Here is a 22575-nt window from a genome sequence, read left to right as displayed (position 1 = left end):
GCCGCGACGGGCCGTTTCGGCCGCGCCGCGGCAAAAAAGTATCGAAAATCAGGCGTAAAGTTGGTGGAGCCGCGCGCGCGATCGACCTACATTGCTTCCCATGCGACCGGTCCACGGCGCCGCGCGAATCACGCGGCGAACGAGCGAACGAACGCGCCGAGCGGCCGGCGAGCGAGACACGGGAATGGAGACGCCAACATGATGCACCCCGATCTGGAAGTGGTCGAAGTGCGACGCGACGAGTCGTTCAAGGTCTGGTCGCACGGCTATCCGTATCGCACGATCCGCTGGCACTTTCATCCCGAATTCGAACTGCATCTGATCGTCGCCACGCGCGGCAAGTATTTCGTCGGCGACCATATCGGCTCGTTCGGCCCCGGCCATCTCGTGCTGCTCGGCCCGAACCTGCCGCACAACTGGGTCAGCGACATGGCCGAAGGCGAAACGGTCGAGCGCCGCAACCTGGTGATCCAGTTCGATCCGTCGTTCGTGCGCCGCTGCATGGACGCGTTTCCCGAATGCCGCGATGCGCAGGCGCTGCTCGACGACGCACGCCGCGGCGTCGGCTTCGATGCGGCCACCAGCGCCGCGATCGCGCCGCTGTTCGACGAACTGCTGGGCGCGCGCGGCATGCGCCGCATCGCGCTGTTCATGACGATCCTCGAACGCCTGTGCGGCGCGGCCGAGCGCACGCTGCTCGCGAGCCCCGCGTACGACCAGGCGCACGTGACGCCGACGCGGCTCAGCCACGCGTTGTCGTACATCGGCAAGAACCTCGCGTCCGAACTGCGCGAATCCGATCTCGCGCAATTGACCGGGCAGAGCGTCAGCGCGTTCTCGCGCGCGTTCCACCGTCATACCGGCTTGCCGTTCGTCCAGTACGTGAACCGGCTGCGGATCGAATCGGCTTGCCAGATGCTGCTCGCCGACGACGCGAACATCACCGACATCTGCTTCCAGTCCGGCTTCAACAACGTGTCGAACTTCAACCGGCAGTTCCGCGCGGTGAAGGGCATGGCGCCTTCCGAATTCCGCGCGCTGCAGCGCCTGAACGCGCGCAGCCGCGAGCTTGCACTGCATGCGGCGCCCACCGGCAATCCGATGCCGCCGCGCGTGGTCACGCTCGGCATGCCCGAGCGCGCACCGCAGCCCGGATGATCGAAGGGCCTGCGCCCGCCTGAGCTTTCCTTGCCGTTTCACCCAGCCGTATCGCGCCGCATCGCGTCGCGAGGGGCTCGCTTGTCCACGAAAAAGCCGCACATAACCGGAGACACCGTCATGACGCACGCATCGCCTGTCTTGTTGCCCGCCTCATCTCCCCGTCGCGCCGCCCGCTTCGCGGCCGTCGCCGCGCTCGCCGTCGCGGCCGTGCTGCCGTCGGCCGCGCATGCCGCGCCGCTGCGGATCGGCATGACCTTCCAGGAGCTGAACAACCCGTATTTCGTGACGATGCAGAAGGCGCTGACCGATGCGGCCGCGTCGATCGGCGCGCAGGTCGTCGTCACCGATGCGCATCACGACGTCAGCAAGCAGGTCAGCGACGTCGAGGACATGCTGCAGAAGAAGATCGACATCCTGCTCGTGAATCCGACCGATTCGACCGGCATCCAGTCGGCGATCACGCAGGCGAAGAAGGCCGGCGCGGTGGTCGTGGCCGTCGACGCGAACGCGAACGGCCCGGTCGATTCGTTCGTCGGCTCGAAGAACTACGACGCGGGCGTGATGTCGTGCGAATACCTCGCGAAGGCGATCGGCGGCAGCGGCGAAGTCGCGATCCTCGACGGCATCCCGGTCGTGCCGATCCTCGAACGCGTGCGCGGCTGCAAGGCCGGGCTCGCGAAATTCCCGAACGTGAAGCTCGTCGATACGCAGAACGGCAAACAGGAGCGCGCGACCGCGCTGTCGGTGACGGAGAACATGATCTCCGCGCATCCGAACCTGAAGGGCATCTTCAGCGTGAACGACGGCGGCTCGATGGGCGCGCTCGCCGCGATCGAGAGCTCCGGCAAGGACATCAAGCTGACGAGCGTCGACGGCGCGCCCGAGGCGATCGCGGCGATCCAGAAGCCGAACTCGAAGTTCGTCGAAACGACCGCGCAGTTTCCGGCCGACCAGGTGCGCATCGCGCTCGGCATCGCGATCGCGCGCAAGTGGGGCGCGACGGTGCCGAAGGCGATTCCCGTCGACGTGAAGGTCGTCGATCGCGGCAATGCGAAGGGCTTCAGCTGGTGAGCGACGTGCAACGTGACGCGAAGGGCGGCGGCGCGGTCGCGGCCCTTCGCGCGGAGAAGCCGATGGACACGATACTCAGGCTCAGCCACATCACGAAAAGCTTTCCGGGCGTCAAGGCGCTGTCGGACATTCATCTCGAGGTCGCACGCGGCGAAGTGCATGCGCTGCTCGGCGAGAACGGCGCCGGCAAGTCGACGCTGATGAAGATCCTCTGCGGAATCCATCGACCGGATGCCGGCACGATCGAGATCGACGGCGCCGCGCGGCAGTTCGCGAGCTATCACGACGCGGTCGCGGCCGGCGTCGGCATCGTGTTTCAGGAATTCAGCCTGATTCCGCATCTCGATGCCGTCGACAACCTGTTTCTCGGCCGCGAGCTGCGCACGCGCTGGGGCGTGCGCGACCGCGCGCGGATGCGGCGCACGGCGGCCGGCATCTTCGCGCGGCTCGGCGTGTCGATCGATCTCGATGCGCCGCTGCGCACGCTGTCGGTCGCGCAGCAGCAGTTCGTCGAGATCGGCAAGGCGCTGTCGCTCGACGCGCGGATCCTGATTCTCGACGAGCCGACCGCCACGCTGACGCCGGCCGAGGCCGAACATCTGTTCGCGATCATGCGCGAGCTGAAGCGGCAAGGCGTCGCGATGATCTTCATCTCGCATCATCTCGACGAGATTTTCGCGGTGTGCGATCGCATCACGGTGCTGCGCGACGGCCAGTATGTCGCGACCACCGACGTCGCGCGCACGGACGTCGAGCAGCTGGTGCGGATGATGGTCGGCCGCCGGCTCGAGAGCAGCTTCCCGCCGAAGCCGGCGCGGCGCGCCGATGCGCGCGCCGTGCTCGAAGTCGACGCGCTGCAGATCGAGCGCGACGGCCCGGTCAACCGCTTCGCGCTGCATGAAGGCGAGATCCTCGGTTTCGCGGGCCTCGTCGGCTCCGGCCGCACCGAGACCGCGCTCGCGGTGATCGGCGCGACGCGTGCGCACCGCAAGGACGTGCGCGTGCGCGGCGCGGCGGCGAAGCTCGCCGATCCGGCCGATGCGCTGCGCGCGGGCATCGGCCTGCTGCCGGAAAGCCGCAAGACGGAAGGGCTCGTCACGTCGTTCTCGATCCGCGACAACATCTCGCTGAACAACCTCGGCAAGTACCGGTCGATGCGCTGGCTGATCGACCGGCGCGGCGAGGCGCGCACGACGCACGACGTGATGCGGCGCGTCGGCGTGAAGGCGCCGTCGATCCATACCGAAGTCGCGACGCTGTCCGGCGGCAACCAGCAGAAGGTCGTGATTGCACGCTGGCTCAACCATCACGCGACGGTGCTGATCTTCGACGAACCGACGCGCGGCATCGACGTCGGCGCGAAAGCCGAAATCTACGGGCTGATGCGCGAACTGACCGCGCGCGGCTACGCCATCATCATGATCTCGTCCGAATTGCCGGAGATCGTCGGCATGTGCGACCGCGTCGCCGTGTTCCGGCAGGGCCGCATCGAGGCGACGCTCGAAGGCGACGAGATCGATCCCGACACGGTCATGGTGCATGCCACGGCCGGCACGCGAGGAGCGACCCATGAACCTGCCTGATTCTTCTTCCCCGCCTTCCACGACGCTCGCAGCCGCGCCCGCCGATGCGCCGCCGCCGCGCGCAATGTGGACGCAGTTGCGGCGCTCGACGCTGTTCTATCCGCTGGTGGGGCTGATCGTCGTCTGCATCGCGATGATGATCGCGAGCCCGAGCTTCCTGTCCGCCGCGAACCTCGAGAACGTGCTGCGCCAGGTATCGATCAACGCGATCATCGCGGTCGGCATGACCTGCGTGATCCTGACCGGCGGGATCGACCTGTCGGTCGGCTCGGTGATGGCGCTGTCCGGCACGCTCGCGGCCGGACTGATGGTCGCGGGCGTCAATGCCGCGGCCGCGCTCGCGATCGGCATCGCGGTGGGCTTCGGGTTCGGCTTCGTGAACGGCGTGTTCGTCGCGTTCGCCGGGATGCCGCCGATCATCGTCACGCTCGCGACGATGGGCATCGCGCGCGGCCTCGCGCTGATCTATACCGGCGGCTATCCGATCGACGGGCTGCCCGACTGGGTCGCGTTCTTCGGCAGCGGCAAGGTGCTCGGCATCCAGGCGCCGGTGCTGATCATGCTCGTCGTCTATGCGATCGCATGGCTGCTGCTCGACCGGATGCCGTTCGGCCGCTACGTGTATGCGATCGGCGGCAACGAGCAGGCGACGCGGCTCACCGGCGTGCGCGTCGCGCGCGTGAAGCTGATCGTGTACACGCTCGCCGGGCTCACGTCGGCGATCGCGGCGATCGTGCTGACCGGGCGCCTGATGAGCGGACAGCCGAACGCGGGCATCGGCTTCGAGCTCGACGCGATCGCGGCCGTCGTGATGGGCGGCACGTCGATCTCCGGCGGCCGCGGCGCGATTCTCGGCACGCTCGTCGGCGCGCTGCTGCTCGGCGTGCTGAACAACGGGCTCAACATGATCGGCGTGAACCCGTACGTGCAGAACGTGATCAAGGGCGGAATCATCCTGCTCGCGATCTACATCAGCCGCGAACGGTCGCGATAACGCGCCGTTCGTCAAATATCCGAATCACCAACGAACGAGACAAACATGACGACACCCGAAGCCCAGCCGCGCATGACCGCGGTGGTTTGCCACGGCCCCGAGGATTACCGCGTCGAACAGGTCGCGAAGCCGCATGCGGGCCCGAACGAGCTCGTGATCCGCATCGCCGCATGCGGAATCTGCGCGAGCGACTGCAAGTGCTATACGGGCGCGAAGATGTTCTGGGGCGGCCCGAGCCCGTGGGTGAAGGCGCCGGTGATTCCGGGCCACGAATTCTTCGGCTACGTGGAAGCGCTCGGCGACGGCGCGGCCGACCATTTCGGCGTCGCACCGGGCGACCGCGTGATCGCCGAGCAGATCGTGCCGTGCGGCAAGTGCCGCTACTGCAAGTCGGGACAGTACTGGATGTGCGAGGTGCACAACATCTTCGGTTTCCAGCGCGAGGTCGCCGATGGCGGGATGGCCGAATACATGCGCATTCCGCCGACCGCGATCGTCCACAAGATCCCGCTCGGCGTGTCGCTCGAGGATGCGGCGATCATCGAGCCGCTGTCGTGCGCGATTCATACCGTGAACCGCGGCGACGTCCAGCTCGACGATGTCGTCGTGATCGCCGGCGCGGGGCCGCTCGGGCTGATGATGACGCAGGTCGCGCACCTGAAGACGCCGAAAAAGCTGGTCGTGATCGACCTGATCGACGAACGGCTCGACCTGGCGCGGCAATACGGCGCTGACGTGACGATCAACCCGAAGCGCGACGACGCACGCGAGATCGTGCGCGCGCTGACCGGCGGCTACGGCTGCGACGTGTACATCGAGACGACCGGCGTGCCGGTCGGCGTGAACCAGGGTCTCGACCTGATCCGCAAGCTCGGCCGCTTCGTCGAATTCAGCGTGTTCGGCGACGACACGACCGCCGACTGGTCGATCATAGGCGACCGCAAGGAGCTCGACGTACGAGGCGCGCACCTGGGGCCATACTGTTATCCGGTCGCGATCGACCTGCTCGCGCGCGGGCTCGTCACGTCGAAGGGCATCGTCACGCACGGTTTCGCGCTGGAGGATTGGGACGAAGCGATCCGCATCGCGAAGTCGTCCGAATCGATCAAGGTGCTGCTGAAGCCGGCCCGCTGATGGCCGGCGCACGTGCGTCACCGGAGAGAACATGGAATACGTCATAGGCGTCGACATCGGCACGCAGAGCACCAAGGCGCTGCTCGTCGATCGGCGCGGCACGATCGTCGCGCGCCGCTCGGCCGGCTACCAGCCCGACACGCCGCGCCCGCTGTGGGCCGAACAATGGCCGCAGGTATGGTTCGACGCGGTGCTCGAATGCATCGGCGGCTGCGTGCGCGACGCGCGCGAGCACGGCGTGCCGGCCGACGCGATCCGCGCCGTGTGCGTGAGCAGCCTGTACGGCGGCTCCGGCGTTCCCGTCGACAGCGACATGCGGCCGCTTCATCCGTGCCTGATCTGGATGGACCGGCGCGCAACCGCGGAAGTCGACTGGGTGAACGCAAACGTGAACGTCGAGCGGCTGCGCGTGATCACGGGCAACGGCGTCGACAGCTACTACGGCTTCACCAAGATGCTGTGGCTGCGCGAGCAGCGGCCGGACGTATGGGCGAACGTGCGCTATTTCCTGCCGCCGAACGCGTACGTGATCTACCTGCTGACCGGCGAAGTCGCCGTGGACCACAGTTCGGCCGGCAACATCGGCGGCGTGTACGACGTCGCGCGCCGCGAGTGGTCCGACGACGCGCTCGACATGCTCGGCATTCCGGCGACGATGATGCCCGAGCGGCTGGTCGAATCGACCGACGTCGTCGGCGGCTTGCTGTCGCAATGGACCGGGCAGCTCGGCCTGCCGGCCGGCACGCCGATCGTCGCGGGTGGTGTCGACGCGGCCGTCGCGACCTTCGCGGCCGGCGCGACGCGCACCGGCCAGCATGTCGCGATGATCGGCACGAGCATGTGCTGGGGCTATGTGACCCAGCACGTCGATGCGCGCCACGGGCTCGTCAGCATGCCGCACGTGTTCCACGGGCAGCGCGATTCGTACGTGTTCGGCGGCGCGATCACGGCCGGCGCATCGGTCGCGTGGTTTCGCGACCAGTTCTGTCATGCGGAAATCGATGCGGCGCGATTGCTGCCGCACGGCGATCCGCACGTGCTGCTGGAGGAAGGGGCCGAGCGCGTGCCGCCCGGAGCGGATGGTGTGCTGTTCCTGCCGTATCTGATGGGCGAACGCAGCCCCGTGTGGGATGCGAAGGCGAGCGGCGCGTTCGTCGGGCTGAGTCTCGCGCATACGCGTGCGCACCTGTATCGCGCGGTGCTCGAAGGCGTCGCGTTCGCGCTGCGGCACAACATCGAAGCCGGCCGGCGCGGCGCGGCGGCGCTCGACGATCGATTGATCGTCGTCGGCGGGGCCGCGCATTCTTCGCTGTGGATGCAGATCGTCGCGGACGTGACCGGTTTTCCGGTATGGACGATCGAGCAGGACGTCGAAGCCGCGATGGGCGCCGCGCTGCTCGCGGGCGTCGGCGCGGGGCTGGTGTCGCACGACGACGCGCAGGGCGGCTGGGTCACGCTCGTCGAACGCGCGCGGCCGGATCAAGCGCGTGCGAATGCGTATGCGGCGCGCTTCGCGCTTTACACGGCGCTGTATCCGGCGCTCAGGCCGATCATGCACGAATTGCGAGCGTCATCATGAAGACACGATTCGATTTCAGCGGTTCACGGGTGCTCGTCACCGGCGCGTCGAGCGGGATCGGGCGCGCGTGCGCGGTCGCGCTGGCCGGTGCGGGCGCGCACGTCGTCGCGGCTGCGCGCGATGCGGCCGCGCTCGACGGGCTTGCTCGCGAGATCGCGTGCGATACGTTGCGCTTCGATGTCGGCGGCGGCGAAGCGGCGATCGATGCGGCGCTCGCCGCGTATGACGCGTTCGACGCGCTCGTCAATTGCGCGGGTATCGCATCGCTCGAACCGGCGCTGGAAATCAGCGCCGAGCAGTTCGATCGCGTGATGGCCGTCAATGCGCGTGGCGCCGCGCTCGTCGCGCGGGCCGTCGCGCGGAAGATGATTGCGCGCGATGCACGCGGCGCCGCGCATGCGCGCGGCAGCATCGTCAACGTATCGAGCCAGGCCGCGCTGGTCGGCTTGCCCGCGCATCTGAGCTATTGCGCGTCGAAGGCAGCGCTCGACGCGATCACGCGGGTGCTGTGCATCGAACTCGGTGCGCACGGCATTCGCGTGAACAGCGTGAACCCGACCGTCACGCTGACGCCGATGGCGCAATTCGCGTGGAGCGCGCCGGAGAAGCGCGCGCCGATGCTCGCGGCGATTCCGCTCGGGCGCTTCGCGGAGCCGGACGAGGTCGTCGAGCCGATCCTGTTCCTGCTCAGCGATGCGGCGTCGATGATCAGCGGCGTGTCGCTGGCGATCGACGGCGGGTATACCGCGCGCTAGCAGACGCGCGTGCGCCAGCGGCGGCCGCGCGTCGCGTCGGGTGCCGGATCCGTTTCGAAACGGATGAATGCGGCGCGCGGCCGTCCGGCTATATGGGATCCTTGCTCGGCGGCCCGTCGGGCTGCTGCGGGTTGTCGTGAGGATGGCCCGGCGCGGGTGGCGACAACGGGTCGTCTTCCGGATCGCGGTTCGGATCGGCGGGGGGCTCGGGCATCGGGGTCGTGTGGTCCATGGAGAGCTCGCACAATGCGTGACGACGGTGGCGCGGCAGGCGCGCCTCGTCTCCGTTATAGGCAATCGGGCGAGCGTTTGCAGCGGGATTGTGACGGCAGGGCCGGGATTCCGGGCGATATTCGGATGTCTGCACGTATCGCGCCGGGACTGGCGGCAAACGTGTGCGTTCGACGCGCTGCCTGGCGGGTGTGTGCCGATATCAGCGCAGATCCGCCGGCGTGTCGACGTCGCGCAGGATGCCGGGATCGTCGACGTCGAGCAGCGTCACCGGCGCGCTCGCGAGCAACGCGCGTGCACCCGTATCGCCGTCGAGCGTGGCGAGCGCTTCATAATGCTGCGCGGCGAAACCGACCGGATGGCCGCGCACGCCGCGATGCACGGGCGCGACGATCGACGCGTCGTCGGCGTCCAGCGCGCGCGTGAGCGCTTCGTACGTGGACGCCGCGATCCACGGCATGTCGCCGAGCGCGACCAGCCAGCCGGTCGCGTCCGGTGTCGCGCGTACGCCCGCCGCCAGGCTCGCGCCCATGCCGCGCTCCGCGTCGGGCGCGTAGACGACGTGACAGCCGGCTTCGTTCAGCAGCATCGCCAGTTTTTCGGCGCCGGGCCGCACGACGGCGATCACGTCCGCGGTGGCCGCGGCCAGATGACGCGCGGCCGCGACCGCAACCGGCGTGCCGTCGGGAAGCAGCGCGAGCAGCTTGCTGTGCAGACCGCTCGGGTCGAAACGTTGACCGAGACCGCCGGCGAGCAGGACGCCGGTGGCGAGTGACGCATAGGACATCGGCGCGGGGGGACGGAGGCAGGTGATCCGATTGTGCGGGAGCGGGCGGGGATCGGCAAGTGCGGATGTTACCGACGGGTGCGGTCGTCGGAAAGAATGTCAGTGGATGGTTTGCCTTTCCCATGCGGAGACCGCGCACGCGGCGAGCGCGCGTTCGTCGCGCGCGATCGATTGCGCTTCGGGCCCGACTCAGGCCTTCTTGCTAGCGACGGACCGCCCGTCATGCACCACTCCAATGCATGCGTATCCGGCACGATCGCCGCGAAGCCTGCCAATCATCGTCCGCGACCGGATCGAAAGGATCGTCGTAGCGCTCGTAGCGCATGACCGACCCGCGCAATATGTCCAACGGCCGGGATTCGCGGGCGCGGCAAGACCGGATTTCGGCCCGCGCCCGCAGTGGACGGTAACGATCACGCTTTCACCGGTGGCCTCCACGAGCCGGAATTATTCGAGCGCGCGAGCGTGGAACCCGGATCTGGAAACAGGAGCGTTCGGCATCATGATATGAGCCGGCCGTCCGATCTTGGTCGTTTCAGACGCGTGCGGCGATCCGATGCAAGCGACGCCGAACCCGTTCGACAAACTTTCCCGTCCGGGCGCGGCGTTACGGGTTCACGCTACGCATCCGCCCACTTCCTCAACAGATTGTGGTAAATCCCCGTCAACGAAATGACCATCGGATCCTTCGCCCCTTTCTCGGCGGAAAGCGCCTGAATCTGCGTATCGAGCTGGAACAGCAGCGTGCGATCGCCGTCGTCGCGGACCATGCTCTGAATCCAGAAGAACGACGCCACGCGTTCGCCGCGGGTCACAGGCGTCACCCGATGCAGGCTCGACGCCGGATACAGCACGAGATCGCCGGCCGGCAGCTTCGCGCGATGCACGCCGTACGTATCCTCGACGCATAGCTCACCGCCGTCGTACGCATCCGGTTCCGCGAGAAACAACGTCGCCGACAGATCGCTGCGTACGCGAAAATCCGTGCCGCGCAGCAGCCGGATCGCGTTGTCGACGTGCGTGCCGAACGTCTCGCCGCCTGCATAGCGGTTGAACAGCGGCGGAAACACCTTCAACGGCAACGCCGCCGAAAAGAACAATGCGTGTTGCGCCAGCGCATCCTGGATCGCGTCGCCGACCGCTCGCGCAACCGGCGACCCTTCCGGCAACTGCCGATTGCGCTTCGCGAGCGCCGACTGCGCGCCGGACGTCGCGTTGCCGTCGACCCAGTCCGCGCCGTCGAGCAATGCGCGGCATTGCGCGACCTGCGCGTTGGTCAACACGCCGGGGACATGAAGCATCACGATTCGAATTCCGTCTGAAGAGAAGGCAACTGCGCCGCCGCCGCGCGCATCGCGCCGATCGGCGACGCCGCGAGATATGCACGCATCTTCGCGATGAACGCAGGCGTCGCCGCGGCCGGCACGCGCGCGAGCCACGCGAGTGCTTCGTCGATGCGTCCGCGTTCGGCGAGCAGCCGCGCATAGTTGAACTGGCCGCGAAAGTCGCCGCCCTCGGCTGCGCGGCGATAGTGATCGAACGCGGCGTCGGCGTCGGCCGCCACGACCCAGCCGTCCTCGTAGAAGCCGCCGATCAGGTTGATCGATTTCGCATGGCCGAGCGCGGCCGCACGGCGAAGCCAGTCGAGCGCCTCGGCGCGGTTCTCGTCGACACCATTGCCGAGCGCGAGCGCCGTCGCATAGTTGTACATGCCCCAGTCGAGCTCCGCCTGCGCGGCGAGCCGATACCAGTACACCGCTACCGGCGCGCACGCGGCCGTGCCCCAGCCGAGCTCGTAGCAGCGCCCGAGCATGTTCATCGCCATCGGATGGCCGGCGCGCGCCGCGTGCCCGAACCAGCCGAACGCGGCGCCCGGATCGCGCGCGACACCATGCCCGTCGAGCAGATACTGGCCGTAGACGGCCTGCGCATCGACGATGCCGTGTTCGGCAGCCGCCGCGACCCACGCGGCGGCGCGCTCGGGCGGCCCGGCCAGGATGTCGGCGAACTCGCGCGGCGATACCGACGCGAGCGCCTTCAGCGAGACGGCCTCCATCGATCAGTAACGCGCGTTCAGCGTGACGAACGCCGAGCGCCCCGGCGCGATCGACGCGTAGTGCGACGGATACGCCTGATCGAAATACGTGCGGTTGAACAGGTTGTTCACGTTCAGCTGCAGATCGAGCTTCTTGTTGATCCGGTATTGCGCCATCGCGTCGAAGCGCCAGTACGACGGCACCGCACGCAGGTTCGCGGGGTCGCCGAACACTTCGGACATGTAGAACGCACCGCCGCCGACGGTGAACTTCGGCGTCACGTCGTAGTTCGACCACATCGTCAGGCTGTGCTTCGGCGTGTTCGGGAACCGGTGGCCGTTGTTCGCGGCATCCTTGCCGTTGTCGCGCAGCGCGCTCTTCATGTACGTGTAGCCGCCGAACACCTGCCATTGCTTGGTGATTTGCCCGGCGACACCGAGTTCGAGACCCTGCACGCGCTTGTTGCCGACCATCGCGTACTCGTTGTTCGGCAGCGTCACGCGCGCATTCGTCGTGTCGATCTGGAACAGCGCGGCCGTCAGCGACAGCTTGTCGTTCAGCACGTTCCACTTCGTGCCCAGCTCGATACTGCGGTTCTTTTCCGGCGAAAGCTGATCGGCGTTCGGGCCGACGCCGCCGCGGCCCGGCGTCAGCGACTGCGTTTCGCTGCCTTCGCCGAGCAGCATGCCAGCCGGCGTCGACGACGTCGCATACGACGCGTAGATGCTGCCGTTCTGCGCGGGCTTGAACACGAGGCCGGCCTGCCAGTTCACGAGCGTATCGTCGCGCGTGTACGTCTTGCCGCCGTTCGCACGGGTATCGGTGAAGCGGGTCGAGTAATCGTCGACGCGCACGCCGGCGTTCACCTGCCAGCGCGGCGCGAGTTCGATCGTGTCGAAACCGTAGATCGACTTCGTCGTGGTGCGCGCATGCGCGTAGTCGTTGTTGCGCGTGATCGAGCCGGCCCAGGGATCGCTCGGGTTCGGCGACCACAGGCTCGTGCAGTTGTAGCCCGACGCCGCGCCGATGCCCTTCTGGCAGATCTTGCCGTTGTCGGTCGCGACCGTGTACGAATCGCGCTTGCCCCATTCGCGCGACAGTTCGATGCCGGTCGTGAAGCTGTGCTTGAACGGCCCGGTGCGGAATTCGCCGAACAGCTCGGTCAGGTTCGCGAGGCTGTTGATCGAGCTGTTGCGGTTGTTGTTGCGGCGCCAGACCTTGCCGTTGACCACGTTGCCCTGGCTGTCGTCCGGCTGCGTCCAGATGTAATCCTGCGTCGATTCCGTGTAGCGCGTCGTGTTGCGCACCGTCAGGTTCGGCGTGATGTCGTGCTCGATCTTGATCGTGCTGATGTCCGACGTGGTCTTGCGGAAATCGCGGTCGATCAGGCCGTAGAAGTTGTGGCGGTCGACGGGCGCCGGGTAGATCGTGCCGACGTTCGCGGGCTTGTTCGACGCCGTATAGAAGTACGGAATGCCGCCGTCGGGCATGTCGTCGGTCGACAGGTGGTAGTAGCTCGCGGTCACGCGCGTCGGCGTGCCGAGGCCGAACGCGATCGACGGCGCGACGCCCCAGCGCTCGTTGTTGACCGCGTCGCGGCCGGCGACGTCGTTGTTGTGGCTCATCAGGTTCAGGCGGAACGCGGCGTGATCGGCGAACTGCCAGTTGCCGTCGGCGGTGAAGCGGCGATAGCGGTCGGTGCCGAGGCCCGCGCTCGCGGCGGCGGTCGTGCCGAGGTGCGGCGCCTTCGTGATCAGGTTGATGCTGCCGCCCGCGCCGCCGCGGCCGCCATATGCGCCGTCGGAGCCCTTGGTGACTTCGACGCGCTCGGTGTTGAAGATCTCGCGCGTGGTCGCGCCCGTGTCGCGCATCCCGTCGACGAACATGCTGCCCTGCGTGTCGTAGCCGCGGATGAACGGGCGATCGCCGAGCGGGTTGCCGCCTTCGCCGGCGCCGAACGTGATGCCGGGCACGGTGCGCAGCGCTTCGGTCAGCGTTGCCGCGCCGCTGTTCCGGATCAGCTCCTGCGGGATCACCGTGACCGACTTCGGCGTGTCGACGAGCGGCGCGGTGAATTTCGCGGACGCGGAGAAGTCGGCCTTGTAGCTGTGCTCGGTCTTGCCCTGGATCTCGATCGGCGCGAGATGGCCTTCGGTGCTGACCGGGGCCGGCGGCGTCGTGCCGTCGGCGAACGCGGGGCTCGCGGCCAGCACGCTGCACAGGGTGGTGAACTTGCCGAGCTTCAGCTCGTCAGGGCGGGACTTCGTCATGCGCTTCGACCTCGCGGTGTGGTCCCGGCGACGGCGCGCTACGGAAATGTGCACGCCGCCGGGAATTATTACGATTTGTTTTCAGGCGGCATTCTATGTAATTTTTGATTGAATGAGAAGCGTTCTTGTTCGCATTGATGAGGCGAACGTTGACGAATGTTACGGACGCTTTTTGAGGGCCGGCAGGGCGCGAGAATGGCCGAACGACGACGTCGCGCCGTTCGAAGCAGCGGGCCTGCGTGTGATCGGCCCCTTGGGCCCGCTGCCTCCGGTGCGGCTGCCGGCGCGTTGTCGGCGCGGAAAATGACAACGCGCCGTGCAGGCCGGCGCGTCGAGTGGGTGACTTACGAGCGCGGCTGCCGAGCTGAAGCAAACTCGCGTTCAGCCGCGCGACATCGGGCGCGGATCAGTCGATCCCGTGAAACACGGCGTCTTCGGGCCCGAGGTACGCCGGCGGGCGCCACGTCGCGTCGCGCATCGAATGCTGGACGAGGTTCTCCACGCCGAGCAGTACCGCGAAGATCGCCATCCGCACCGGAATGCCGTTGTCGGTCTGCCGGAAGATCGCGAGACGCGGGTCGCGGTTCAGGTCGACCGACAGATCGTTCGCGCCGGGCCGGCTGTCGCGCGGCAGCGGGTGCATGATCAGCGTGTCGGGCTTGCAGACGGAGTCGACGAGCGCCTGGTTGATCTGGAAATCGGGCGTATAGCCTTCGAACGACTCGTCCGTGAAGCGCTCCTTCTGGATCCGCGTCGCGTAGACGACATCCGCGCCGAGCAGGCCGGTCGCGAGATCGTTCGTCTGCTCGATCACGTGGCCGTTCGTCGCGATCTGGTCGATGATGTACGCGGGCATTTCAAGCGTCGGCGGCGACACGAGCGTGAACTTCAGCCCGCGGTACAGCGCGAGCAGCTTGACGAGCGAGTGCACGGTCCGGCCGTATTTCAGGTCGCCGACGAGCGCGATGTGCGCACCGTCGACGATCTTGCCGAGCCGTGAGAATTCGCGCTGGATCGTATAGAGATCGAGGAGTGCCTGGCTCGGGTGTTCGCCCGGGCCGTCGCCGCCGTTGATCACCGGCAGGTTGGTCGCGCGCGCGAATTCGGCAACCGAGCCTTTCTCCGGATGGCGGATCACCAGCGCGTCGACGTAGCCCGCCATCACGCGGCTCGTGTCGTAGATCGATTCGCCCTTCGCCATCGACGAGAACGTGAAGCCCGTCGTGTCGCACACCGAGCCGCCGAGCCGGCAGAAAGCCGCGCCGAACGACACGCGGGTGCGCGTGCTGGCCTCGAAGAACAGGTTGCCGAGCACCGCGCCTTCGAGCACGCGCGAAATCTTGTGGCGCCGCGCGATCGGCTGCATCACGTCGGCGACGCGGAACAGCGCCTCGACCGAGTCCCGCGAGAACTGGTCGACCGAGATCAGCTGCGGCTTGCCTTCGAACAGGAATTGTTTCGCAAGGCCCTGCTTGTCTACGCTTTGCGTATAGTTGCCGCCGTCCGGTGAACGCTCGACGATTTCCGACACGAAACGCTCGACGATCTCGGGCATTCCACGCGATTCCTGCGAATCGTCGGGCAGCAGCCACGTATCCAGCGCGCGGCGGCTCACGCCGATGCGGCTCGCGAACGCTTCGCGGGTCATGTTGAGGCGGCGCATCGCGTCGCGCAGGAAGGCTTGCTGGGGAACGGTCATTGGCGGCACCCTTCGGAGAAATATACGCGGTGCGTATATTAGTTCGCGAATGGGGGAAGTCAAGGAAAATCTGCGCGATCTGCTGCGCGAGCGCGGGCAACGCCGCATCCGCCACTACTGGCGCGCGGCAGCCGTCTCCGTATAATCAGGTCAGGCCCCGTGTCCTGCGCGCCGCAGGGCGCCACGCCGCACACGATTCGCCCGGTCGGGCTTGTTGATTCGAAAGGAGAACGAGAATGACGCGTACGATTGCTGCAGTGCTGCTGGTGGTGACCGCCGCGCTCGCCGGTTGCAATACCGTTGCAGGCGTGGGGCAGGACATTTCGAAGGGCGGCCAGGCGATCAGCGACTCGGCTGAAAAGGCCAAGTAAGCCGCCGGGTTCCGGCATGCAGAAGGCGCCGGCCCGTCCCGCAATCGCGGGGCGGGCCGGCGCCTTTTTTGTCGTTCGCGGCGCGGGGCGGCGTGAACACCGTCGACGTCAGGCGGTTTCCACGAATGCGTAACGGCCGTCGATCTTGCGCGGCGTGAACCAGCCGAAATCGGGAAACATCCGGTTGCGGACGAACCAGACGTAGCCGACGAGGACGATCGTCACGGCGAGGCTCGGCACCGCGGACGACGGATCGTGCGCGAGATCGGCAATGGTCTTCGGCAGTTGCAGCAGCGACAGGATGATGAACGCGTGATACGCGCCGACGCGATGCGTGGCGAAGCCCCAGATGAACAGCAGCGACAACGGCACGGTCACGGCGAGGAACAGCAGCGACGCGCCCTTGCTGAGGGTGTCCACCAACAGCAGGTATGCCAGTCCGATACTGATCAACAGCTGCGCGATGCCGAGCCCGACGAGGACGCGGGTGTGCAGCTTGTTCCTCCTGCACAGCTCGGGGTCCGCATGCGACGCGATCAGACGTGCGAGCACGGAGTCCTTGAGCCCCTGTCCGGCCAGCTCGGCCAGCACGTCGGCTTTCCTGGAGCCCGCGGACAGCAGCGCCGCGATCCTCGTTTTGGCTTCCTTCTTGTTCATGGCGATGCGAATTATTGTTCGGTGGTTGTCAAATGGCCCGGCCACGCGAATATTGCATCTTGCACGACGGTGCGCAACGGTTTTGCCGCGCGCGGACACATTCCTACAGTCGTCGCTCGTGCCGCTTGTACGTTTAAGCCAGACCAGGCCGGTAAAGTCTCAGTCGGTAGCGGCCGACCGCGCCGCCGGCCGCGCGCGCGACTTCGGCTCTCCTTCGCTTGCGCGCGCCCGCGGCCCCTGGCGGCGCATCGCGCCCATCAGCATGCCCGCGACGACGAGCGCGATGCCGAGCAGCCGCGTGCCGCCCAGTGTCTCGCCGAACAGCGCAACGGCGAACAGCACGGCCGAGACGGGCGCGACCGCCGTGAACAGCGCGGCTTCCGTGCCGCTCGTGCGTGCCGAGCCCGCATACCAGCACACGTAGCCGAGCACGGTCGGCACGAGCGCGTAGTACGCGATCGCGGATACGGCGCCGACGGTCCATCCCGTCACGACTGCGTGCCATTCGAACATGGCGGGCACCAGTGCGAGCATGAAGCCGAGGCCCGACATCGCGGTCGACAGCGCGAGTGGCGGCAACGGCGCCGACAGCCGCCGGTTCAGCAGGATGAACACGGCTTCGCATGCGACGGCAGCCAGCACGAGCGCGTCGCCGGCGAGCGTGCGCAGCGACGGCATCGCGTGGCCGGGCGCGAACGTGACGAACAGCACGCCGGCGGTGGCAAGCGCGGCCGCGCCCCAGTCGCGAGGCGTCTGCCGCTCGCGCAGCACGACCGCCGCGATCAGCGTCGACATCGCCGGCAGCGTGCCCAGCATCACGCCCGCATCGACCGGCGACGACAGCTTCGTGCCGCTGATCAGCAGCACCGTATAGCCGAGACCGCCGGCTGCCGCCTGGACGATCAGCAGCACTGCGTCGCGTGCGGAGATGCGCGGCCATCGCATCCGCTGCGCGCGCATCAGCGCGAACAGCAATGGTGTCGCGATCAGGAAGCGCAGCGCCGTGGCCGCGAACGGCGGCAGACCGCCGGCCGCGAGGCGGCTCGCGATGACGGTGCTGCCGACGCCCGCCATCGCGGCGGCGAGATAGAGATAGCCGATCAGTCGTGTCTTCATACGCCGCATCATCGGGTGCGGTGCCGCGGACGTCTTGAACGAAATTGCAGCGGCGCGTGGCCGAGTGGAGCGGGCAGAAGTGCGCCGCAGCCGGTATCTCCCGATGCTCGGGTGCGCCGGCATCATCGATCGTCACCGTCGATCCGCAACGCTTGTCGCGGTCGTGCGACCGGCGCCGTGCCGCGACTGCACAGCCTGTCAGCGGCCCTGCGTGAATCGCCCTGGCGTGATCCCGAACTGACGTGCGAACGCACGCGTCAGGTGGCTCTGGTCCGCAAAACCGGCTTCGGCCGCGGCATCCGCGATCGGCCGCCCGCTCGCGAGCAGTGCGCGAGCCAGCCGCGTGCGCGACTGCACCAGATACGCGTGCGGCGTAATGCCGAGTTCGCGCGCGAACCCGCGCAGCAGCTGGAACCGGCTCACGCCGCTCAGACCGGCGAGTTCCGCGAGCGAAACGGGCGCGGCGGGCGCCGCATCGAGCCGCTCGCGCGCCGCGCGGATCGCCGGGGCGACACCGGCTGCGGGTAGCGCGCGGTTCGCATGCCGCGCGAGCAGCCCGGCGACCAGCATCACCAGCGCCTCGTCGCGGGCGAGCGGCGGCGAGTGTCCCGCGACGATCCGCGCATGCAGCCGGCCGAACGCGGCGGCAAGCCGGGCGTCGCGCACGGCCGGATGCGCAAGCTCGACACCGCGCAAGCCTTCTTCCGCCGCGACGCTCGCGACCAGTGCGGGCGCGAGGTACAGCATCCGCCAGCGCCGGACCGTATCCGCGCCGATCGGCATGCCGTCGTGCATTTCGCCGGGATTGACCATGATCGCGTCGCCGGCCAGCGCGTCGACCTGCCCGCGGCCGCTCCACGACCGATGCGCGCCGCTGACGATCACGCCGATCCCGAATTCGTCGTGCGCATGCCGCGGAAACGTGCGATCGGACTCGAGGCTGATCGCCTCGATCCCTTCGTCGGTGCGTCGGTAATGGGTGACACGATGCATGGGCGCTCCTCGCGCCGGCAGCGGCGCGGATCACGTGCACTTTAGCGCTTTCCGGCGCCGCGCGCCCTTCATCCGTTTGGCCGATACCGCGCGGCGCGCGCAGCCCGCACCATGTGCACATGAGCAGCGTACACGGCCCGCCGGGCCTGAAGCTGCACGGGAGACGGCAGGTGGAACGACAGGATCCGGTATTCATTCAGGTGGGCGCGCTCGCGGACGGCTTCGCGCCGGACGCCAACATCCTCGCGCCCGTGAACGCGCTCGCGGGGCGCTCGCTCGCCCTCGACGATGCATCGGGCGCATGGCGTGTCTACACGTTCGACGCGGGCGCGCTGCAATGGCGCGACGCGACGACCGACACGGTCGGCCATGCGCCGTGCCGCGTGACGCGGCTGCGCGACGGGCTGTATTTCGTCGACTACCTCGACCCGGCCGCCCGCGCGACGTCGGTCAGTCTCGTGATCGACGTCGGCAACGGCGTGTGGACGTCGGTGATCGGCACGCTGCCGACCGAAGCCGACACGCATGTCGACGCGTTCACGCGCGTCGTGCGCGGCTTGCCGCTGACGGGCGTCGACGCGACGTTCCGGCACGGCACGCTCGGCGGCCATGCGCAGCCCGGGCCGCTGCACTGGCCCACGCGCGAACTGGTCGGCAAGCGGACGATGTACCGCTACAGCCCGACCGAATGCTACGAGCACGTCTACCTGAACGAGAACTTCTACGCATGGCAGTGTCTGCAGGGCGTCGAAGGCGGGCTGGCCGACGTGGACCGCTGTCATTACTTCAGGATCGCCGAACAACTGTATCTGTTCGTGTGGCGCGAGAAGGTGGTGCCGACGCTCGGGGTCGTGCTGATCGACCTCGCGCAGCGCAAGACGGACGGCAAGATTTTCGGCTATCGGGACGGCGATTTCGGCACGCTGGCGAACTTCCCCGTCGGCGCGCATCTGCAGATGCTGAACGAAACCGTGTATCCGCTCGGCGTCGAGGCGCAACGATGAACGCCGTGCCGGGCAGCGGACGGCTGCGCGCGGATTTCAGCGGGCGTGTCGTGTTGATCACGGGCGCTGCGCAGGGAATCGGCGCGGCGATCGCGCGCCGTTTCGCGGAATCCGATGCGTTCGTCGCGATCGCCGACCTGAACGGCGACGCCGCGGTCGCGCAAGCGGATGCGTTGACCCGTGCGGGCGCCGACGCGCGCGCCTATCGCGTGGACGCCGCCAGCCGCGACGAACTCGTCGCGCTCGTCGCGGCGGTCGAGCGCGACGGCGGGCGGCTCGACGTCGTCGTCCATAACGCCGCGTATTTCCCGCTCACTCCGTTCGCGCGGATCGACGAGCCGACGCTCGAACGCACGTTGTCCGTCAACCTGTCCGCGCCGTTCTGGCTCGCGCAGGCGGCGCTGCCGGCTTTCGAGCGCGCGGGGGCGGGGCGGCTGCTCGTCACGTCGTCGGTGACAGGGCCGCGCGTCGCGTATCCGGGGCTTGCGCACTACGCGGCGTCGAAGGCCGGCGTGAACGGCTTCATTCGCGCGGCGGCGCTCGAACTCGCGCGCCGCAACGTGACGGTCAACGGTGTGGAGCCGGGGATGATCCGCACGCCGGCAGCCGGCAATCTCGGCGACGCGTCCGTGGCCGAGCAGATCGCGCGCGACATTCCGCTCGCGCGGTTGGGCGAGCCGGAAGAGATCGCGAATGCAATGCTGTTTCTCGCATCGGCCGATGCTGCGTACATCACCGGGCAGACGATCGTGGTCGACGGCGGCGCGACGCTGCCGGAGAGCGGCGCCCTGCTGGGCCGCGGGTGACGGGATAGCCGACGCGGGCGCGCACACGGGCGGCGGGCGCGCGAGTGCCCGTGACGGCGCGTTGGCGGTTCGGCCCGCGCCGCGTCGCTTCTACAGCCAGCCGTTGTGAATGAACTCGACGATCGAGTAGCGGCGCGGCTCGAGCTCGTGCTGCAGCACGGCTTCGACGATTCGCGACACGCCGTCCGCGTAGGGCGACGCGCCATACACGCGCGATTCGAACTGCAGGCTGCATGCGCCGTCTTCGATGCGGATCCGGTGGAATGCATGGCGGCCGAGCTGATCGTCGGGAATCTGCAGCGCGTCGCGCTGCTCCGCGGGATCGCGTACGGAGCGAATGTCGTGCGCCGGCACGCCGAGCGAACCGGCGATGCCGACCGCGGTGCCGGGCACGGACTTCTTGCCGGCCTGGTGCGACTCCGTCACGCTGATGCGGCAATCGCGAAACAGATGGCCGCTGGTTTCCAGCATGCTCATGAACTTGAGCATCAGGATGTTCGTGTTCGGACACAGCACGACGGGAAAGCCGTGCGACCCGGTTTCGAGCGCGGAGCCGGTGGACAGCTCGACGAGCGGCGAACCCGTCGCACGGCAGAATTCGATCGCGGCGGGCAGTTCGCGGCCCGATCCGGCGTGCACGACGATGGAACGCGCGTCGCGCGGGCCGGCGTCGCCATGTGCGGCCTCGGCGGCCTCGGCCGCCGCGCGGCCCGGCCAGGCCGCCACGTGACAGATTGCCGGGTCGAGCCGGTGACAGGCGAGCAGTTCGGTTGCGAGCTTGCCGGTGCCTACGACGAGTACTTGCATGGGATGGACGGGTTGAGGTTCGGGTTTCGTTTTGCAACCGGCGCAGCGCATTCGAAAGACCGGCGACATCGCGGTGTCCGTTGCGCCGCGCAGCGTGGCGGCGTCGTGCATTATGCCCGCGCTGCCGCCGGCGTGCGGACGGGCGCGGGCTCGCTCGCGGCGCCGGTGCCTCGGCTTGCCGGATTCGCGGCGGCCCGCTCGTTCGCCGCGGTTCGCCCGGATGCGCGAACGGCGCTACGCTGTCGAAACGCCGGCCGAGTCTGTCGGTGTCGCGGCCGCACCGCGTCCGAACGCCGTATCATCCGGTACCCATTCGACCCAGGAGAGCATATCGATGGAACATGACCTGAAAGGCAAGGCAGTCGCGATCACCGGCGGATTCGGCCATCTCGGCATCGCGACGGCTGCGTGGCTCGGCCAGCGCGGCGCGCGCGTCGCGCTGATCGGCCGCGGCGCGGCACCGGACGCGCACGCGCTGCCCGGCGTGCCGGCCGATGCGCTACGCATCGGCGGCATCGATCTGGTCGATCCGCAGGCGGCCGTGCGCGCGCTCGACACGGTGAATCGCGAATTCGGCCGGGTCGATGCGCTGCTGAACATCGCGGGCGCATTCGTGTGGCAGACGGTCGCCGACGGCGATGCGGCCACGTGGGACCGCATGTACGAACTGAACGTGAAGACGGCGCTGAACGCGTCGAAGGCCGCGCTGCCGTATCTGGTGGCGAGCCCGGCCGGCCGCATCGTCAACATCGGCGCCGGTGCGGCGTTCAAGGCCGGTGCGGGGATGGGCGCGTATGCGGCCGCGAAGGCGGGCGTCGCGCGGCTCACCGAAGCGCTTGCGGCGGAGTTGCTCGACCGCGGCGTGACTGTGAACGCGCTGCTGCCGAGCATCATCGACACGCCGCCCAACCGCAAGGACATGCCCGATGCGGACTTCTCGCGCTGGGTCCGGCCCGAACAGCTCGCGGCGACGATCGGCTTCCTGCTGTCGGCCGACGCGCAGGCGATCACCGGCGCGTCGATTCCGGTAAGCGGGCGCGTGGGGTAACGAAAGCGCGCCGGCCGGCGCATGTGCGACGCGAAGCCGTCCGCAACCGCGCCAGCGGAATTTCGGCGATTGCCGCGATTTCGATCAGCAGATCGGGACGGTACAGCCGTTCGATCTGCAGGGTCGTCGTCACGGGATATGGTTCGGCGAAGAACGTGTTGCGAACGTCGCCGGTCTGCATGAACGCGTCGATGTCGGTCGCGTAGTGGACCAGCGAGATCACGTCCTGCATCTGTCCGCCGAGCGCGGCGAGCACGTCGCGAATGTTGGCGAGCGTCTGCCGCACCCTGCGCTCGCATGTCGCCGGGGCCGACGACGTGTCCGTCCCGATCGAGCGCGACCTGCCCCTTCAGATGCACGATCCGGCCGCCGCCCTGGATCACGGCCATCGAGAACGCGCCGAACGGCGCCCAGACTTGCGGCGGATTCACTGCGTCGGACATGATGCGGCTCCGGTCGGTCGACGGTGGACG

Annotated in this window: 21 protein-coding genes and 2 pseudogenes; 11 read left to right on the top strand and 12 right to left on the bottom strand. The window is 68.1% G+C overall.

Annotation, left to right across the window (positions count from 1 at the left end):
- Nucleotides 1-198 precede the first annotated feature (198 nt).
- The 7 genes from BSE24067_RS20025 (at nucleotide 199) to BSE24067_RS19995 (ending at nucleotide 8277) form a co-directional block, all read left to right on the top strand.
- Nucleotides 199-1158: an AraC family transcriptional regulator gene (locus BSE24067_RS20025; protein ID WP_151065760.1), complete on the top strand. Its 960-nt coding sequence runs from the start codon at nucleotides 199-201 to the stop codon at nucleotides 1156-1158.
- 120 nt (nucleotides 1159-1278) lie between these two features.
- Nucleotides 1279-2232, top strand: a complete 954-nt coding sequence (locus tag BSE24067_RS20020; protein ID WP_151065759.1) for a substrate-binding domain-containing protein — start codon at nucleotides 1279-1281, stop codon at nucleotides 2230-2232.
- A gap of 62 nt (nucleotides 2233-2294) precedes the next feature.
- Nucleotides 2295-3815 carry a sugar ABC transporter ATP-binding protein gene (locus tag BSE24067_RS20015; RefSeq protein ID WP_151065758.1) on the top strand — a complete coding sequence of 507 codons (1521 nt, stop codon included), beginning with the start codon at nucleotides 2295-2297 and terminating at the stop codon, nucleotides 3813-3815.
- Complete coding sequence (locus BSE24067_RS20010; RefSeq protein WP_151065757.1) at nucleotides 3802-4809, top strand: ABC transporter permease; 1008 nt, start codon at nucleotides 3802-3804, stop codon at nucleotides 4807-4809. The genes BSE24067_RS20015 and BSE24067_RS20010 overlap by 14 nt, the downstream gene beginning before the upstream one ends.
- A 45-nt stretch (nucleotides 4810-4854) precedes the next feature.
- Nucleotides 4855-5943, top strand: a complete 1089-nt coding sequence (locus tag BSE24067_RS20005) for an alcohol dehydrogenase catalytic domain-containing protein (RefSeq protein WP_151065756.1) — start codon at nucleotides 4855-4857, stop codon at nucleotides 5941-5943.
- A gap of 31 nt (nucleotides 5944-5974) precedes the next feature.
- On the top strand, nucleotides 5975-7522 hold the full coding sequence (locus BSE24067_RS20000) for an FGGY-family carbohydrate kinase (RefSeq protein WP_151065755.1): 1548 nt from the start codon (nucleotides 5975-5977) through the stop codon (nucleotides 7520-7522).
- Nucleotides 7519-8277 (top strand): SDR family oxidoreductase, encoded by a 759-nt coding sequence (locus BSE24067_RS19995; RefSeq protein WP_151065754.1) that lies wholly within the window; start codon nucleotides 7519-7521, stop codon nucleotides 8275-8277. The genes BSE24067_RS20000 and BSE24067_RS19995 overlap by 4 nt, the downstream gene beginning before the upstream one ends.
- Nucleotides 8278-8365: 88 nt before the next feature.
- On the opposite strand, the gene BSE24067_RS19990 is transcribed toward BSE24067_RS19995, so the two are convergent.
- The 7 genes and pseudogenes from BSE24067_RS19990 to BSE24067_RS19965 all read right to left on the bottom strand — a co-directional run bounded on the left by BSE24067_RS19990 (nucleotide 8366) and on the right by BSE24067_RS19965 (nucleotide 15300).
- Nucleotides 8366-8509 carry a hypothetical protein gene (locus tag BSE24067_RS19990; protein ID WP_170297501.1) on the bottom strand — a complete coding sequence of 48 codons (144 nt, stop codon included), beginning with the start codon at nucleotides 8507-8509 and terminating at the stop codon, nucleotides 8366-8368.
- 201 nt (nucleotides 8510-8710) lie between these two features.
- Nucleotides 8711-9295 carry a nucleotidyltransferase family protein gene (locus tag BSE24067_RS19985; protein WP_151065753.1) on the bottom strand — a complete coding sequence of 195 codons (585 nt, stop codon included), beginning with the start codon at nucleotides 9293-9295 and terminating at the stop codon, nucleotides 8711-8713.
- 220 nt (nucleotides 9296-9515) lie between these two features.
- Nucleotides 9516-9799, bottom strand: a pseudogene (locus BSE24067_RS32595) (type II toxin-antitoxin system Phd/YefM family antitoxin).
- A 116-nt stretch (nucleotides 9800-9915) separates the two neighbouring features.
- On the bottom strand, nucleotides 9916-10599 hold the full coding sequence (locus BSE24067_RS19980) for a Fe2+-dependent dioxygenase (RefSeq protein ID WP_151065752.1): 684 nt from the start codon (nucleotides 10597-10599) through the stop codon (nucleotides 9916-9918).
- Nucleotides 10596-11351, bottom strand: coding sequence for a tetratricopeptide repeat protein (locus tag BSE24067_RS19975; RefSeq protein ID WP_151065751.1), 756 nt, complete (start codon nucleotides 11349-11351; stop codon nucleotides 10596-10598). The genes BSE24067_RS19980 and BSE24067_RS19975 overlap by 4 nt, the downstream gene beginning before the upstream one ends.
- A 3-nt stretch (nucleotides 11352-11354) precedes the next feature.
- Nucleotides 11355-13601: a TonB-dependent receptor gene (locus tag BSE24067_RS19970; RefSeq protein ID WP_151065750.1), complete on the bottom strand. Its 2247-nt coding sequence runs from the start codon at nucleotides 13599-13601 to the stop codon at nucleotides 11355-11357.
- Nucleotides 13602-14007: 406 nt separating this feature from the next.
- Entirely contained in the window at nucleotides 14008-15300 is a 1293-nt protein-coding gene (locus tag BSE24067_RS19965) for an aspartate carbamoyltransferase (RefSeq protein ID WP_151065749.1), read from the bottom strand.
- 236 nt (nucleotides 15301-15536) lie between these two features.
- Here BSE24067_RS19965 and BSE24067_RS19960 point away from each other — a divergent pair, with 236 nt between their 5' ends.
- Nucleotides 15537-15671, top strand: coding sequence for an entericidin A/B family lipoprotein (locus BSE24067_RS19960; RefSeq protein WP_011659177.1), 135 nt, complete (start codon nucleotides 15537-15539; stop codon nucleotides 15669-15671).
- A gap of 108 nt (nucleotides 15672-15779) precedes the next feature.
- Here BSE24067_RS19960 and BSE24067_RS19955 read toward each other — a convergent pair whose 3' ends face one another.
- The 3 genes from BSE24067_RS19955 to BSE24067_RS19945 form a co-directional block, all read right to left on the bottom strand.
- Nucleotides 15780-16328 (bottom strand): permease, encoded by a 549-nt coding sequence (locus BSE24067_RS19955; RefSeq protein WP_151065748.1) that lies wholly within the window; start codon nucleotides 16326-16328, stop codon nucleotides 15780-15782.
- A 159-nt stretch (nucleotides 16329-16487) separates the two neighbouring features.
- On the bottom strand, nucleotides 16488-17444 hold the full coding sequence (locus BSE24067_RS19950; RefSeq protein WP_151065747.1) for a DMT family transporter: 957 nt from the start codon (nucleotides 17442-17444) through the stop codon (nucleotides 16488-16490).
- A gap of 198 nt (nucleotides 17445-17642) precedes the next feature.
- Nucleotides 17643-18437, bottom strand: coding sequence for an AraC family transcriptional regulator (locus BSE24067_RS19945; RefSeq protein ID WP_151065746.1), 795 nt, complete (start codon nucleotides 18435-18437; stop codon nucleotides 17643-17645).
- 170 nt (nucleotides 18438-18607) lie between these two features.
- Between BSE24067_RS19945 and BSE24067_RS19940 the strand changes: the two genes are divergently transcribed.
- Entirely contained in the window at nucleotides 18608-19441 is an 834-nt protein-coding gene (locus BSE24067_RS19940) for a molybdenum cofactor biosynthesis F family protein (RefSeq protein WP_151065771.1), read from the top strand.
- A complete protein-coding gene (locus BSE24067_RS19935; protein ID WP_151065745.1) occupies nucleotides 19438-20247 on the top strand; it encodes an SDR family oxidoreductase in 810 nt (269 codons plus the stop codon). Before BSE24067_RS19940 ends, BSE24067_RS19935 begins: the two co-directional genes overlap by 4 nt.
- A 90-nt stretch (nucleotides 20248-20337) precedes the next feature.
- On the opposite strand, the gene BSE24067_RS19930 is transcribed toward BSE24067_RS19935, so the two are convergent.
- Nucleotides 20338-21054, bottom strand: a complete 717-nt coding sequence (locus tag BSE24067_RS19930) for a dihydrodipicolinate reductase C-terminal domain-containing protein (protein WP_151065744.1) — start codon at nucleotides 21052-21054, stop codon at nucleotides 20338-20340.
- 334 nt (nucleotides 21055-21388) lie between these two features.
- Between BSE24067_RS19930 and BSE24067_RS19925 the strand changes: the two genes are divergently transcribed.
- Nucleotides 21389-22102, top strand: a complete 714-nt coding sequence (locus tag BSE24067_RS19925) for an SDR family NAD(P)-dependent oxidoreductase (protein ID WP_151065743.1) — start codon at nucleotides 21389-21391, stop codon at nucleotides 22100-22102.
- Here the strand turns inward: BSE24067_RS19925 and BSE24067_RS19920 are convergent.
- Nucleotides 22062-22545 (bottom strand): annotated as a pseudogene (locus tag BSE24067_RS19920) (RidA family protein). The gene BSE24067_RS19925 and the pseudogene BSE24067_RS19920 sit on opposite strands and share 41 nt — an antisense overlap.
- Between the last annotated feature and the right edge of the window lie 30 nt (nucleotides 22546-22575).

It is taken from the genome of Burkholderia latens, from assembly GCF_902499045.1.
GTDB lineage: Bacteria > Pseudomonadota > Gammaproteobacteria > Burkholderiales > Burkholderiaceae > Burkholderia > Burkholderia latens.
Note: the sequence above shows the minus strand (reverse complement) of the source record. Positions and strands in the feature narration are given on the sequence as shown.